We start from the raw sequence: 14417 nt of genomic DNA on the forward strand, positions 1-14417 counted from the left end.
CTAGTGGTGCTTGTCGGTGCGGGTCAGGTGGAGGCTGGGGCTTGGCTCGTGGGGGTTCTTGGGGAGGGTGGTGAGGAGGTCGGGGAGGTTGAAGGTTTCGAAGAGGGTCAGGTCGAAGAAGGCGATGGCGTGGATGATGCCGGTCGCGGTCAGGGTGAGGACCTGGAGTTGGAAGGCTCGGTGGAGGTTGTCGGTCGGGTCGCGCATGTAGACCGCGAAGCCGGGTTGGCCGTTGGCCTTGATCGGGACGAGGATCTGATCGCCGGCCTCCTTGGCGGGGCAGTGCGTGGAGATGAGCCGGCCGATGGAGCGGGCGCCGCGGAACCAGGAGGTGAACGGCGGCATCTCCCAGATCGTGTCGTCGGTGAAGAAGCCGGTGATGGCCGGTACGTCGTAGTCCTCGAAGGCGGCGCGGTAGGCGGCGAGGAGCTGGGGATCGGGCTCCGGGTGGATCCGGGGTGACAGGTGGAGCCGGTCGAGGTGGACGGGGCCGACGAGGTCGATGATGCGGTCGAGGGGCCAGCCTTCGAGGTCGTGGAGGAGAAGGGCGGCGCGCTCGGGGGCGGGTAGGCGCTGGAGTGCCGCGACGTAGTCGAGGCCGAGGGGGCGGTCATCGGCGAGTTCGTCGGGGATCGGCTCGAGCCAGAGCACCTCCGGCCTCTGCCGAAGCTTGCCCTCGGGATCATCACTGGCGGCGACCAGATCGGTCGGCAGAGCGCGGCCGGTGGAGCGGGCCAGGCAGGCTGTGGTGGCGGTTGCCAGGCTGTCGGACCGGACGGCTACCTGCTGGGCTTCGCTGATCGAGCCGAGCATGCGGTAGCAGTGTGGGACCAGCCCGCGCGGCGTCGCGTGGGCCGAGAGCTCGTCGAGACGATCCGCCATGGTCAGCAACCTCGGCCACAAGCTACACCGGACCCGCGGAGTGCGTCAGGGGTTCGGCCACTCCCGGCGCTCGGTGTCCAGGTACGCCGCCAGCGCGAGCGCCTTCAGGTCCTGGTGATGCGGTACGGCGACCTGCGCCCCGATCGGGAGCCCCGACGACGACCAGCCGACGTTGACCGTGGTCGCCGGATGCTGGGACATGTTGTACGGCACGGTGAACGCGATGTGCTCGAACGGCCTGGACGGGTCGTCCGTCGGGTACGCCAGCTCCGCCGGGAACGCCGTGATCGGGGCGACCGGCGACAGGATCACGTCGTACGACCGGAAAACGGCCCCGACAGCCGAGGCCATCGCACCCATCTGGCTGTACCCGTGGAAGACGTCGAACCCGGACAGCTCACCAGCCGTCGAGACCCACTCCCGGATCTGCGGCAGCACCTTGGCCCGCCGCTCCTCGGGCAGCGCGGCGATGTCGGCGGCCGACCGCACCCGCCAGAAGCTGTCCAACCCGTCCAGCATCCCGCGAGTGATGATCGGCTCGATCGGCTCGACGATCGCATCACCCTTCTCGAGTACGGCGGCCGCCGACGACACGGCCGCGCTCACCTCAGGGTCGACCGGCAGCCCGACGCCCGCGTCGAGCAACAGGGCCACGCGCAGGCCGGCCACCTCCGCACCGAAGTTGTCGGAAGCAGGCGGAAGCGAGGTGTGGTCGCGCGGGTCGTAGCCGGAGATCACCGTCAACGCCAGCGCCGCGTCGGCCGCCGTCCGCGTGAGGGGACCGATCGCTCGACCCGGGTACGGGTTGCCCACCGCGACGCGGCCGTGCGTGGGCTTGAGGCCGACGACGCCACACCAGCCGGCGGGCAGCCGGATCGAGCCGCCGATGTCCGTGCCGAGGTGCACCGGGCCGTACCCGGCCGCCGCGGCCGCCGCCGCTCCCGCGCTCGACCCACCGGCCGTCTTCGACAGATCCCACGGGTTCCGGGTCAGCGGATGGAACGTCGACACGCCCGACGAGAGCATCCCGTACTCCGGCATCGTCGTCTTGCAGACAATCACCGCACCCGCCTCCCGCAGCCGGGCCGCGGCCGGCGCGTCCTCGGTCGCCGGGACGAGTTTCGTCGCCGCCGTACCCTGGGGCACCGGAGTGCCGCGGGTGGCGATGTTCTCCTTGACCGTCGCCGGTACGCCGTCCAACGCCCGGGCCGAGCCGGAACGCCAGCGACCCTCGGAGTCCCGAGCCGCGACCCGGGCGGCGGATGGATCCAGCGCGTACGTCGCGCAGAGACGCGGCTCGAGCTCCTCGATCCGGGCGAGCACGTCCTCGAGCACCTCGACGGGTGAGAGTGAGCCATCGCGATAGTTGGCCAGCAACTCGGTCGCGGTCAGGTCGGCGAGGCTCATCCGGGCTCCAATCGAGTCAGTTCGGTGGGTCGAAGCGGCCGTCGACCGCGGTCCAGCCGCCGTCGACCGCGAGGACGCTCCCGGTGACGAAGCTGGCGGCGTCCGACGCGAGGTAGACGACCGCTCCGGCGAGTTCCTCCGGCCGGGCCCAGCGTCCGAGCGCGCCCTTCTGCGCGTAGGCGTCGTACCAGGCCTGGTTCGCCTTGATCTGTTCGGTGAGCGGGGTCTCGACCACGCCGGGCGCGATCGCGTTCGCCCGGACGCCGTTCGGTCCGAGCTCGGCGGCCGCGGTCCGGAGCATCTGCACGAGGCCGGCCTTCGTCGCCGCGTACACCGACTGCCCGGGCTCGACAGTCGTACCGCGGATCGAGCTGAACCCGATAATGCTGCCGCTCCCCCGCTCGGCCATGTTCTTGCCGAAGGCCCGGATCAGCTGGAACGACGCCCGCAGGTTGAGCGACACCACCCGGTCGAACTCCTCGCCGGTGTAGTCGAGCATCCGCTTCCGCACATTGGTCGCAGCGGTGAAGACGAGTACGTCGACGTCCCCGAGCTCGCCGGCAGCCCGGGTGATCGCCTCGTCGTCGAGCACATCCAGCTCGTACGCCGTCAGCCCGGAACCAAGGCTGACCGTCTGGCGAGCGGCGGCCAGATCGCGGTCCGCACACGTGACGCGGGCCCCGTGGGCTGCCAGTGCGAGGGCGCTCGCGCGACCGATGCCGCTGCCGGCGCCGACGACCAGCGCGTGCTTGCCGTCGAGGCGGAAGAGACTGCCATAGTCCGTCATGACGTCCTCGGGCGGATGATCGCCATCCGGGTGGTGGTGAGCTCCTCGATCGCGAACCGCGGTCCCTCACGACCGATGCCGGAGTCCTTGACGCCGCCGTACGGCATGACGTCGGAGCGGAATCCTGGTACTTCGTTGACCACGACCCCGCCGACCTCTAGCCGGTCGACCGCCGTGAAGGCCGTGTCGAGCGAGGACGTGAAGACGCTGGCGTGCAGGCCGTATCTAGAGGCGTTGACCGTGTCGAAGGCGGTCTCGATATCGGGCACCGACCGGACCGCGATCACCGGCCCGAAGATCTCCTCGTCCCACACCAACTGCCCCGACGCCACCTCGGTCAGCACCGTCGGCCCGAGCAACTCGCCGTCCTTCGAGTACGCAAGCTTCGCGCCGGACGCGACCGACGCATCGACCCATTCACGCACGCGAGCCGTCGACTTCGGATCGATCAACGCGGACACCCGCGTCTCCGGGGAGCGTGGATCGCCGACCACGACCGACGGAAGCCGCTCGGACAGCTTGTCCAGCAGCGCGGCATGCACGGACTGCACCACGACGACTCGTTGAACCGAGATGCAGGCCTGTCCGGAGGCGTAGTACCCGCCCCGGATGATCGCGTCCGCCGCCGCGTCCAGGTCTGCATCGGCCGCGACGACGAGGGCCGAGTTCGAGCCCAGCTCCAGCAGCACCTTGGTCGGCGCCGCGTCCCGGGCGATCTGGTGACCGACCGCGGCCGAGCCGGTAAACGACACCGCGCCGATCCGGCGGTCCGTGGTCAGCACGGCACCGACGTCCGCTCCCCCGGTCACCAGTTGTACGGCGGACGCCGGACCGCCGGCCTCGACCAGTGCTTCCCGCATCAGATGCACGAGCCACAACGTCGCCAGCGGAGTCTGCGGAGCCGGCTTGACGATCACCGGACACCCGGCGGCCAGCGCCGGCGCGATCTTGTGCGCGGCCAACAGCAACGGATAGTTGAATCCGGTGATCCCGACGACGACTCCGATTGGCTTCCGCACCCAGAAGCCGACCAGACCGTCACCACTCGGCAACAGGTCCAGCGGCACAGTCTCGCCGTGGAGCCGCGCGACCTCCTCGGCCGACGTCTCCAGCGTGAGCAGTGTCCGATCGACCTCGACCCGGCAGTCGACGAGGGGCTTCCCGGTCTCCAACACGAGCAGGTCGACGAACGCATCCCGCTCGGCCGCGATCGTCGCATGCACGCTCTGCAAGGCCTTCCGGCGTACGTACGACGGCAGCCGGCCGACCACCTCGCGTACGGCGAGCGCGTGGTCGAGGGCCTGTCGGGCCAGCTCCACGTCCCCGACCGGCGCGTCCGTCACCGTCGTCCCGTCGTACGGGAAGATCACCGGCTCGGTGGACGGTGCGTCGACCCAGGTCTCTCCGATCGGCAGGCCGGCTGGGTACTTCATCCGGGTTCTCCCTTCGCAGCGAGGAGGTCGGTCGTGGTCGCTCCGGCCAGCGCCCGGTGGAGCGTGGGGATGGCCGAGACGAGGCGTTGCGTGTAGGGGTGCTGCGGCGCGGCGTACACGTCGCCGGTGAAGCCGGTCTCGACGATCTGGCCGGCGTTCATCACGGCGACCCGGTCGCAGACGTGCTTGACCACGGACAGGTCGTGCGAGACGAACACGAGCGTGAGGTTCAGCTCGTCGACGAGGTCAGAGATCAGGTTCAGCACCTGGGCGCGGACCGAGACGTCGAGCGCGCTGACCGGCTCGTCCGCGATCAGGATGCGCGGCCGCGGGGCGAGCGCGCGGGCGATCGAGATGCGCTGGCGTTGACCGCCGGAGAACTGGTGCGGGTAGCGATCGCCTGCGTCGGCGGACAGTCCGACGGCCTCGAGCAGCTCGCGGACGCGCGCGCCGGAGGCCGGATGTCCTTGGACGACGAGGGGTTCGGCGATGATGTCACGGACCCGCATCCGCGGATCGAGGGAGCTCATCGGGTCCTGGAAGACGAGCTGGAGGTTCTCGCGGAGGAACCGCAGCCGCCGTTCCGGCAACCGGGTGATGTCGGTGCCCTCGACAACGACCTGGCCGGAGGTCGCGTGGTCGAGGGCCGCGATGATCCGCAGCAGCGTCGACTTGCCGCAGCCGGACTCGCCGACGATGCCGAACCGCTCGCCGGCCTTGACCTCGAGGTTCACGCCGCGCAGCGCGTGTACGACGGGCGCCGGGCGAGTGAGCGAGGTCCGCGGCCGGGTGTAGTTGCGGACGACGTCGATCACCTTGATCGCAGGAGTCGTGTCAGCCATGGACACCCTCCGCGGGATGGTGACAAGCGAACCCGGTCGCCTCTGACCCGGTCCACGGCGGTGTGGTCGCGCAGACCTCGGTCGCGTGCCGGCAGCGCGTACGGAACACACACCCGGAGGGGAACTGACCGGCCGGCGGCACGTTCCCCGGGATCGTCGTCAGCCGCCGATCGGCCGTCTCGAGATCCGACGCGGCGAGCAGCCCCTCGGTGTACCGGTGCCGGGGACGCGTGAACACCTCACCGACCGGCCCGGACTCGACCACGCGGCCGCCGTACATCACCAGGACGCGCTCGCACACGGTCGCGACCACGGCGAGGTCATGGGTGATGAAGAGCAGAGCGGCCTCCCGGGCGACGACACCCTGGACGATGAGGTCGAGGACGAGCGCCTGCACGGTGACGTCCAGCGCGGTCGTCGGCTCGTCGCAGATGAGCAGGGCGGGATCGTTGGCGAGGGCAAGCGCCAGGACGACTCGTTGCCGTTGGCCACCGGACAGCTGGTGCGGGTACGCGCGCATCGACTCGGTCGGCAGCTGGACCCGTTCCAGCAGCTCGACCGCCGCGGCCCGGGCGGCGCCACGACCGGCCCGCGTCCGGTGGATGAGCATGGCTTCCGCGATCTGGTCGCCGATCCGCATCGTCGGGTTGAGCGCGGTCATCGGCTCCTGGAAGACCATCGCCAACTGCCGGCCGCGGACCCGCGACATCCGGCGTTCGTCCGCGCCGATCAACTCGTGGTCGACTCCCGTCAGCCGCACCGATCCGGTGGCGATCACGTCCTCGGGCAACAGACCGAGCACGCCCAGAGCCGTCAGCGACTTCCCGGATCCGGACTCGCCGATCAGCCCGACCCGCTCCCCCGGCCCGACCGTCAGGTCGACGTCGGACACGAGTGTCGTGTCCCTGACCGTCACGCTCAGCCCGCGAACCGTCAGTACGTCGCTCGTCCGCACGCCCACGTCCGTCACCACCTCGGCCGGCGGTCCTCCAGTCACCGCGTTCATCGGCGGTCCTCCAGCTTCGGGTCGAACCGGTCGCGGAGCCCGTCGCCGAGCAGGTTGAACCCGAGGACGGCGATCGCGATCGCCACCCCCGGGAAGATCGCCAGCCGCGGCGCGCTGAACAGGAACTCCTGGCTCTCCTGCAGCATCCGTCCCCACGACGGGGTCGGCGGCGGCGTACCGTACCCGAGGAACGACAGCGCCGCCTCGGCCAGGACCGCGATCGCGAACGAGACCGAGGCCTGCACGGTGATCAGGCTGCTCACGTTCGGCAGCACGTGCCGGATGGCGATCGGGAACGGCTGCCGCCCGGCGGCCCGGGCCGCGAGCACGTACTCGGTCCGCATCACCTGCAACGCCCCGCTCCGGATCACCCGCGCGAAGCTCGGCACCGACGCGATCCCGATCGCGATCATCGCCGTCATCGTGCTCGCCCCGAACACCGCGCCGAACATGATCGCCAGCAGCAACGCCGGGAACGCGAGCAGCAGGTCGTTCGTCCGCATGATCAGCTCGGCCGGCCACCGGCGCGCCATCGCCGCCAGGATCCCCAGCGGAACGCCGATCGCCGCGGCCACCCCGACCGCGACCACGCCGACGAACAGCGTGGTCCGCGACCCGACCATGATCTGGCTGAGCACGTCCCGGCCGAACTTGTCGGTCCCGAACCAGTGGTCCCAGGACGGCTTGGCCAGCCGGCCCGCCGGGTCCACGAGCGTGGCGTCGTACGGCGTCCAGACGAACGAGACGAGCGCCATCACGACGATCAGCCCCACGATCAGGCCGCCGACGATCAGGCTCGGATTCAGCCGCCTCATCGTGACCCCACCCGGAGCCGCGGGTCCAGGGCGACGTACAGGAGGTCGACGAGGAAGTTGACCACGAGGACGGCGACCACGAGGACCATCACTACGTCCTGGACGAGGAGCAGGTCGCGGTTCGAGACGCCGTCCAGGAGCAGGCTGCCGAGGCCGGGGATGACGAAGACCCGCTCCACGACGACCGCGCCGATCAGCAGGGTCGCGAGCTGGAGTCCGAGCACGGTCACCACGGGAACGGCCGCGTTACGGATCCCGTGCCGCCACAGCGCCGGGAACGGCCGAAGCCCCTTGGCCCGCGCAGTCCGTAGATAGTCCTCCCGCAGTACGTCGAGCACCGCGCTCCGCACGTAGCGCGTGAGGACAGCGCCCTGCACCAGACCGAGCGACAAGGCGGGCAGGATCAACTGCCGGACGAACATCCCGGGATCCTGCGCGGGCGGTGTCCACCCGTTCGCCGGCAGCCAGCCGAGCTTCACCGCGAACAGCATGATCAGCAGGATCCCCGCGAGGAACGCCGGTACGGCGACGCCCAGCTGGGAGAGCGCGGACAGCGCGAGCCCCGAGACCTTCCGGTGCCGCGCGGCCATCACCGTGCCGGCCGGCGCGGCGACCACGAGCGCGATCACCATCCCGGCGACCACCAGCCACAACGTCACCTGGAACCGGTCGAAGATCTGCGGCCCGATCTCGGCCTTTGACACGTACGACGTGCCGAAGTCGCCGCGCAGCAGTCCGCCGAGCCAGTCGACGTACTGCGTCGGCAGCGGCCGGTCGAGTCCGAACTGCCGGCGCAACTCCGCGACCGCCTCGTCGGACGCGTTCACGCCGAGCGCGACCCGGGCGGGGTCACCCGGGAGCACCGCCATGAACGCGAACACCAGCACCGAGCTCACCGCAAGGCTGACCAAGAGCACGGCGGTACGCTCGATCAGGCGGAGAATCATCGGCGGTCCCTCAACGGGCGAGCCGGGTCAGGTCGAAGTTCTCGGTGATCGCGTTCTGCGGCAGGCCCTTCAGGTTCTTGTCCGCGACCATCAGGTTCGGCAGCAGGAAGAGCCAGTCGCCGGCCGCCTGCTCGGAGATCCGCCGCGCCGCCTTCTTCATGTTGTCGACCTGCGCGGCCTCGTCACCGGCGTCGGCCGCGGCCAGCAGTTGCTGCAGGGTCGGGTCGTCGTACCGGGTGTAGTACTTCGCGTTGAAGACCGCGCCCAGGTCGCGCGGCTCGACGTGCGCGATGATCGACATGTCGTAGTCGGCGTTCTTGAAGACGGTGGTCAGCCACTGCGCCGGGAACTCCTGCTGGTCGATCGCGACCTTCAGCCCGGCCTGCTCCAACTGGCTCTTCACGACCTGACCGCAGGAGACGGCGTACGGCAGGGTCGGCAGCCGCAGGCGCAGCGTCTTGCCCGCCGCACCCGATGCCTGCAGCAACGACTTCGCCTTGGCCAGGTCGTACGGCGCGACCCCGGTCAGGTCCTCGGACCACGGGTCGGTCGGCGGGACCATGCTGCCGATCAACTTGCCGCGACCGGCGAAACACGTGTCCAGCAAGGCCTTGTGGTCGATCGCGTGCCGGATGCCCTGCCGGGTCCGGATGTCCTTGAACAGCGGCAACGAGTTGTTGAACGACAGCAGCACCTCGCCGTTCGTCGTCCCCTCGATCACCTGGTACTTGTCGTTGCTGGTGAACTGGCTCAGCGCCTCGGGCGCCTGCACAGTGCCGATCACGTTGATGGTCCCGGTCAGCAGCGCGTTGTTCAGCGCGGTCGGGTCCTTGAAGTACTTCAGCGTGATCTGGTTGAAGAACGGCTTCGTGCCCCAGTAGTTCTCGTTGCGCTCGAGCACGATCGAGTCGCCGCGGTTCCACTTCGCGAACCTGAACGGCCCGGTGCCGACCGGAGCGGTGGCGAGCGCGCTGACCCCGGTCTCGGAGAACATCGCCCCGATCCGCGTCGTCATCCGGAACAGCCAGCCGTTGCTGGGCTTGGTCAGCGTCACCTGCAACTGCGTCGGCGACAGCGCCTTGGCCTCCTGTACGACGTCCATCGCCGACTTCAGCGAGACCGTCCAGGCCGACTTCACCCGGTTGATGCTGAACACCGCGTCGGCCGCGGTGAACGGCTTGTCGTTGGTGAACTTCGCGTTGTCCACCAGGTCGAACGTGTACGTCTTGCGGTCCGGCGAGACGGTCCACGACTTCGCCAGCGACGGCACGATCTTGCCGGAGTCGTCCTGCTTGACCAGGCTCTCGTACACGTTGCCGAGCAGGGCCTGCGGGATCGCGGCACCGTCGGTGGTGGTGAAGTCCAGGCTGGCCGGCTCGGCGACCAGGCCGACCGACAAGGACTGGTCCCCTCCGGGTGAGCTGCCGGGCGACGTACTCGAACCGGCCGAGCAGGCGGTCAGGGCCAGCAGGGCGACAGAGGCGACAACGGCGACCACTCGGCCCTGATACGACGACTTCACGCGAACTCCTCCAGTGCTGCCGGCAGTTTCCTCGCCGCATTCTGGCGATCCGACCGGAGCCCGCCGGGCGGGCCACGCCGGGCCGGCGACTTCGCCGTCCAGCTGTGACTGGTCCGACCAGTGGACTAGGTGTCAGTGGGCCACTAGGTTTGTCGCTGCGCAGGGGTCTGTCAAGCGATGGAGGTGCTCCGGAATGACCAGAGGTCCGCGGTTCCAGCCGGTGCAGCCCGTCCGCGCGTACCAGCGGATCGTCGAGCAGGTCGAGGAGGCCCTCGCCCGCGGCGAGCTCGTGCCCGGCCAGCGGCTGCCGAGCGAGCGCGAGCTGGTCGCGCAGTTCGAGGTCAGCCGGTCGACCGTGCGCGAGGCCCTGCGGGTGCTCGAGAGCAACGGCGTCGTCCGGTCCCGCCCGGGCGATCCGAACGGGCCCGAGATCCTGCCGTTCTCGCAGTCCGCCCTGCGCAAGCAGATGGTCCGGCTGGCGCGGGTCGACGAGCTGACGCTGAGCGAGCTGATCGGCTTCCGGATGATCATGGACGGCGCCGCGATCCAGGTCTGCTCCCGGCTGCGCACGCCGGAGCAGCTCGCCGAGCTGGAGGAGACGCTGGTCGCCATGCGGGCCGCGATCGACGTCGACTTCGAGGCGTTCAGCGAGGCCGACCTCGCCTTCCACGACATGATCGCGCAGATCAGCCGGAACTCGCTGATCCAGACCTGCAACGAGGTCGTCCGCGGCGTCGTCCTCAGCCTGATCTCGGACAAGATCGCGCACGCCCGCAACAGCCGCGCGCTGATGCTCGAGTCGCTGCAGCACCACGCCGAGGTGGTCGACGCGATCCGCGCCGGCGACGGTCATGCGGCCGCCCGGATCGCCCGGCAGAACATGTACGACTACTACGCCGGCTATGTCCCCGGCCCGGAGCGGGAGACCCTGCGCGCACTGATCGAGGACTGAGGCAACTTTCCCGGCCGGGTGCTCTTCCGTTTCTGCCGCGGCGGGGATTCTCGTGTCATGCTGACGTGATCGGTTCACTGCAGTGGGGGGGCACCGCGTGAGCAAACCAGCGATTCTCAGCGTCGACGACGACCCGATGGTCTCGGCGGCCATCTCCCGCGACCTGCGCCGGCGGTACGGCGACGACTACCTCGTCGTCAAGGCGACGTCGGGCGCCCAGGCCCTGGCCGCACTGACCAAACTCGCGTTGCGTAACCAGCCGGTCGCGTTGATCGCCACCGACCAGCGGATGCCGGGCATGACCGGGATCGAACTGCTCGGCCGCGCCCGCGAGCACGCACCGACCGCGAAGTACCTGCTGCTCACCGCGTACGCCGACACCGACGTCGCGATCCGCGCGATCAACGACATCGGGCTGGACTACTACCTGCTCAAGCCGTGGGACCCGCCGGAGGACCAGCTGTTCCCGGTCGTCGACGACCTGCTCGGCGACTGGCGGCACGCCAATCCCGAGCACACCTCCGACGTCCGCGTGGTCGGCAACCGCTGGTCCGACCGGGCGCACGACATCAAGACCTTCCTCGCCCGCAACCACGTGCCCTACCGCTGGTACGACGTCGAGCGCGACGCCGAAGGTCAACGGCTGCGCGACCTGGCCGGTGCCGCCGACAACGATCTGCCGCTGGTGCTGGTCCCCGAGGGCGACACCCTCCGCGCGCCGTCCGCGATCGATCTCGCGTCCGCGCTCGGCCTCCGGACCCGCGCCGAGCAGCCGCTGTACGACGTCTGCATCGTCGGCGGTGGACCGGCCGGGCTGGCGGCCGGCGTCTACGCGGCCTCCGAAGGACTGAGCACGGTGATCGTCGAGCGGGAGGCGCCCGGCGGCCAGGCGGGGTCGAGCGCGGCGATCGAGAACTACCTCGGATTCCCGCGTGGGCTCACCGGGTCGGACCTCGCGGCCCGCGCGGTCGCGCAGGCGTCCCGGTTCGGCGCGGAGATGGTGCTCGCCCGCGGTGTCGTCGGACTCGAGTCCCGCGGACCGGTGCACGCCGTACTGCTCGAAGGTTCCGGCGAGATCGAGGCGCGCGCGGTGATCATCGCGACCGGCGTCTCCTACCGGAGCCTCGAGGTCGACGGCCTCGGCGGCCTGACCGGCCGCGGCGTGTACTACGGCGCCACGGCCAGCGAGGCGAGTCAGTGCCAGGGCGACGAGGTGTACATCGTGGGCGCGGCCAACTCCGCCGGGCAGGCGGCGCTGAACCTCGCGCGGTACGCCAAGCGCGTCGTGCTGCTGGTCCGCGGCGACACGTTGACCACCTCCATGTCGCGCTACCTGGTCGACAAGATCACCGCGGCCCCGAACGTCGAGGTGCGCTGCCGGACCGAGGTCGTGGGGTGTCGCGGTGACGGCCACCTCGAGGCGCTGACGCTCGCCGACCGGGACTCCGGACGGACCGAGGAGGTGCCGGCGAGCTGGCTGTTCGTCTTCGTCGGCGCGTCACCGCGGACCGACTGGCTCGGGCAGTCGGTCGTCCGGGACGGCAAGGGGTTCGTCGTCACCGGCCCGGAGCTGGTCGCCGCGGATCGCTGGGCGCTTCCGCGGCCGCCGTACGCACTGGAGACCAGCGTCCCCGGGGTGTTCGCGGCCGGCGACGTACGGCTCGACTCGATGAAACGGGTCGCGTCGGCCGTCGGTGAGGGCGCGATGTCGGTCTACCTCGTCCACCGCTTCCTTGCGACCGTCTGATGAACACCGAGGAACTGCGCGGGATCGCGCTCTTCGCCGGACTGACCGACGAACAACTCGGCGAGCTGATCGACGGCAGCACCGAGGTCCGGATCGAGCCGGGGGTCGTCCTCTTCCACGAAGGTGAGCCGGCCGACTACTGGTGGGTGCTGGTCGAGGGCGCCATCGCGCTGCATCGCCAGATCGGGCGCGAGGACACCGTGATGGGCAAGATCGACGTTCCGGGGCGGTGGGCCGGTGGGTTCCGGGCCTGGGACGAGCACGGCGTCTACCTCGCCACCGGCCGCGGGATCGCCGAAGGACGGGTAGTGCGGGTGCCGGCCGACGTACTGCGGGAGCGGATCGACGCGTGGTTCCCGCTGGGCGGGCACCTGATCAAGGGTGTGTACGGGACCGCTCGCGCGATCGAGTCGACCGCTCGGCAGCGGGACGCGCTGATCACGCTGGGAACGCTGGCGGCCGGGTTGGCGCACGAGATCAACAACCCCGCGGCTGCGGCTGCCCGCTCGGTTAGCGCGCTCGACACGGCGTGCGCCTCGTTGTTGTCGGCCCTGCGCCGGCTCGCGGAGGGTGAGGTCACGGCCGCGCAGTTCAGTGCGCTGGACTCGCTGCGGTTGGAACTCGGCGCGGGTACGGCGGCGCCGGATCCGGTCGACCTGGCCGACGCCGAGAACACCATCTCGGAGTGGCTCGACCGGCACGACGTCGAGAACGACTGGCTGATCGCGCCGCCGCTCGCCGCGGCCGGGGCGTCGACCGAGTGGTGCGAACGCGCCGCGGACGTGCTCGGCGACGCGTTGGAGCCCGGGCTCGAATGGGTCGCGAGCACGCTGGCGGCCACCACGTTGTTGGGTGAGGTGAAGGAGTCGACCCGGCGGATCTCCGAGCTCGTGGCCGCGGTCCGCTCGTACTCACAACTGGACCGCGGCTCGATCCAGACGATCGACGTCACCGAAGGCATCGAGAGCACGCTGGTCATGCTCGGCCACAAGCTCCGCGACGGCATCGAGGTGATCCGCGCGTACGGCGCCGACGTACCGCGGATCGACGCGTACGCCGGCGAACTCAACCAGGTGTGGACGAACCTGATCGACAACGCGGTCGACGCGATGGCGGGCCGCGGGACGCTGCGGATCAGCACTCGGACCGACGGCGACCGGATCGTGGTCGAGTTCGCCGACACCGGGCCGGGGATGCCGCCCGAGGTGGTGGCGCGCGCGTTCGAGCCCTTCTACACGACGAAGGACGTCGGGAAGGGCACCGGGCTCGGGCTCGACATCGCACAGCGCATCGTGGTCGAGCACCACGGCGGGACCATCACGATCGAGTCCCACCCGGGCGCGACCACGGTGGCGGTGCGGCTACCACCCCAGCCCGCAGGCTGACCGCCGATCCTCCAGCCTGTGACCGCCGTCCAGCCTGTGACCGCCGGCCAGCTTGGTGACCGGCCGGCGGGTGGGTCGGGGATCCGTCAGGTGTCGTGCTCGAGGATGCGGACCCGGGGGACCTTCAGGGCCTTGCGGGCCTTGGTGGTCCAGTCCGAGCAGAGGAAGCTCGCGGCGGTCTCCGGCCAGGCGACCACGACGACCTCGTGACTCGAGGTGCTGCGGACCAGGGTGTTCAGGGCCAGCAGGATCTCGCCGTGGGTGATGGAGACGTTCACCGGGTAGCCGCTGGCAGCACGGAGCTGGCGCGAACTGTGCTCGATCACCGAGGCCAGGTCGACATCCGGATCGGCCAGCGTCGCCGTCGGCGTCCGCGTCGGGCCCGCCGGTGCACGATCACCTGCGCCCGCCCGGCCGGCGGATGGGGCGGGGGCCGGGGTGCTGAGGGCCGCGGGGCCGCTCAGGCCGGCCACGTCCGCGAAACTCGACCCCAGCAGGGCCATCGGTCCACCGAATCCGCTCTCCGGATGACTCGAGACGAGCAGGTGGTAGTTGACGGGTTCTTCGTACCTTGCGTGCAGGGCGGCAACGCGGCGCGCGTCGCCCTCGCTCATCTCCCGCTCGATGAGCACCACCACGTCGTACGTCATGCGTGGCTCCCTTCGCCGTCCCTTCCGTTGTACTCCTGTCCT

The 14417-nt window shown here is 70.2% G+C and carries 13 protein-coding genes; 3 read left to right on the forward strand and 10 right to left on the reverse strand.

Translation table 11 applies throughout. The annotated features are described in order from the left end of the window. Genes ACQPYZ_RS23335 through ACQPYZ_RS23375 form a run of 9 tightly spaced genes read right to left on the reverse strand, consistent with a single transcriptional unit; the run spans nt 1 to nt 9641 of the window. Complete coding sequence (locus ACQPYZ_RS23335) at nt 1-882, reverse strand: hypothetical protein (protein WP_433159750.1); 882 nt, start codon at nt 880-882, stop codon at nt 1-3. Between the two features lie 45 nt (nt 883-927). Continuing rightward, nucleotides 928-2289: an amidase gene (locus ACQPYZ_RS23340; RefSeq protein WP_433159753.1), complete on the reverse strand. Its 1362-nt coding sequence runs from the start codon at nt 2287-2289 to the stop codon at nt 928-930. Nucleotides 2290-2305: 16 nt separating this feature from the next. Then, nucleotides 2306-3076 carry an SDR family NAD(P)-dependent oxidoreductase gene (locus ACQPYZ_RS23345; protein WP_433159755.1) on the reverse strand — a complete coding sequence of 257 codons (771 nt, stop codon included), beginning with the start codon at nt 3074-3076 and terminating at the stop codon, nt 2306-2308. Further along, complete coding sequence (locus ACQPYZ_RS23350) at nt 3073-4509, reverse strand: aldehyde dehydrogenase family protein (RefSeq protein ID WP_433159757.1); 1437 nt, start codon at nt 4507-4509, stop codon at nt 3073-3075. The genes ACQPYZ_RS23345 and ACQPYZ_RS23350 overlap by 4 nt, the downstream gene beginning before the upstream one ends. Then, complete coding sequence (locus tag ACQPYZ_RS23355) at nt 4506-5351, reverse strand: ATP-binding cassette domain-containing protein (protein ID WP_433159760.1); 846 nt, start codon at nt 5349-5351, stop codon at nt 4506-4508. Before ACQPYZ_RS23355 ends, ACQPYZ_RS23350 begins: the two co-directional genes overlap by 4 nt. Next, nucleotides 5344-6306 (reverse strand): ABC transporter ATP-binding protein, encoded by a 963-nt coding sequence (locus tag ACQPYZ_RS23360; RefSeq protein ID WP_433169739.1) that lies wholly within the window; start codon nt 6304-6306, stop codon nt 5344-5346. Before ACQPYZ_RS23360 ends, ACQPYZ_RS23355 begins: the two co-directional genes overlap by 8 nt. 47 nt (nt 6307-6353) lie before the next feature. Further along, on the reverse strand, nt 6354-7172 hold the full coding sequence (locus ACQPYZ_RS23365; protein ID WP_433159763.1) for an ABC transporter permease: 819 nt from the start codon (nt 7170-7172) through the stop codon (nt 6354-6356). Next, the gene (locus ACQPYZ_RS23370; RefSeq protein ID WP_433159766.1) at nt 7169-8119 is read right to left on the reverse strand and encodes an ABC transporter permease; all 951 of its coding nucleotides are present in this window, start codon (nt 8117-8119) and stop codon (nt 7169-7171) included. Before ACQPYZ_RS23370 ends, ACQPYZ_RS23365 begins: the two co-directional genes overlap by 4 nt. 10 nt (nt 8120-8129) lie before the next feature. Continuing rightward, nucleotides 8130-9641, reverse strand: coding sequence for an ABC transporter substrate-binding protein (locus tag ACQPYZ_RS23375; protein ID WP_433159769.1), 1512 nt, complete (start codon nt 9639-9641; stop codon nt 8130-8132). Between the two features lie 193 nt (nt 9642-9834). Here ACQPYZ_RS23375 and ACQPYZ_RS23380 point away from each other — a divergent pair, with 193 nt between their 5' ends. From ACQPYZ_RS23380 to ACQPYZ_RS23390, 3 genes are all read left to right on the forward strand, one after another. Then, nucleotides 9835-10593 (forward strand): FadR/GntR family transcriptional regulator, encoded by a 759-nt coding sequence (locus tag ACQPYZ_RS23380; RefSeq protein ID WP_433159772.1) that lies wholly within the window; start codon nt 9835-9837, stop codon nt 10591-10593. 97 nt (nt 10594-10690) lie between these two features. Continuing rightward, nucleotides 10691-12340: an FAD-dependent oxidoreductase gene (locus tag ACQPYZ_RS23385; protein WP_433159775.1), complete on the forward strand. Its 1650-nt coding sequence runs from the start codon at nt 10691-10693 to the stop codon at nt 12338-12340. Further along, entirely contained in the window at nt 12340-13725 is a 1386-nt protein-coding gene (locus ACQPYZ_RS23390) for a sensor histidine kinase (RefSeq protein WP_433159778.1), read from the forward strand. The genes ACQPYZ_RS23385 and ACQPYZ_RS23390 overlap by 1 nt, the downstream gene beginning before the upstream one ends. Nucleotides 13726-13811: 86 nt before the next feature. Here ACQPYZ_RS23390 and ACQPYZ_RS23395 read toward each other — a convergent pair whose 3' ends face one another. After that, nucleotides 13812-14375, reverse strand: coding sequence for a hypothetical protein (locus ACQPYZ_RS23395; RefSeq protein WP_433159780.1), 564 nt, complete (start codon nt 14373-14375; stop codon nt 13812-13814). Nucleotides 14376-14417 lie beyond the last annotated feature (42 nt).

It is taken from the genome of Kribbella sp. CA-247076 (assembly GCF_050942445.1).
Lineage (GTDB): Bacteria > Actinomycetota > Actinomycetes > Propionibacteriales > Kribbellaceae > Kribbella.

Bases quoted from the DNA above. Each gene is read 5' to 3' on its own strand.
- ACQPYZ_RS23335 (WP_433159750.1), bottom strand. From the start codon at position 882: ATGGCGGATCGTCTCGACGAGCTCTCGGCCCACGCGACGCCGCGCGGG.
- ACQPYZ_RS23340 (WP_433159753.1), bottom strand. From the start codon at position 2,289: ATGAGCCTCGCCGACCTGACCGCGACCGAGTTGCTGGCCAACTATCGC.
- ACQPYZ_RS23345 (WP_433159755.1), bottom strand. From the start codon at position 3,076: ATGACGGACTATGGCAGTCTCTTCCGCCTCGACGGCAAGCACGCGCTG.
- ACQPYZ_RS23350 (WP_433159757.1), bottom strand. From the start codon at position 4,509: ATGAAGTACCCAGCCGGCCTGCCGATCGGAGAGACCTGGGTCGACGCA.
- ACQPYZ_RS23355 (WP_433159760.1), bottom strand. From the start codon at position 5,351: ATGGCTGACACGACTCCTGCGATCAAGGTGATCGACGTCGTCCGCAAC.
- ACQPYZ_RS23365 (WP_433159763.1), bottom strand. From the start codon at position 7,172: ATGAGGCGGCTGAATCCGAGCCTGATCGTCGGCGGCCTGATCGTGGGG.
- ACQPYZ_RS23370 (WP_433159766.1), bottom strand. From the start codon at position 8,119: ATGATTCTCCGCCTGATCGAGCGTACCGCCGTGCTCTTGGTCAGCCTT.
- ACQPYZ_RS23380 (WP_433159772.1), top strand. From the start codon at position 9,835: ATGACCAGAGGTCCGCGGTTCCAGCCGGTGCAGCCCGTCCGCGCGTAC.
- ACQPYZ_RS23390 (WP_433159778.1), top strand. From the start codon at position 12,340: ATGAACACCGAGGAACTGCGCGGGATCGCGCTCTTCGCCGGACTGACC.
- ACQPYZ_RS23395 (WP_433159780.1), bottom strand. From the start codon at position 14,375: ATGACGTACGACGTGGTGGTGCTCATCGAGCGGGAGATGAGCGAGGGC.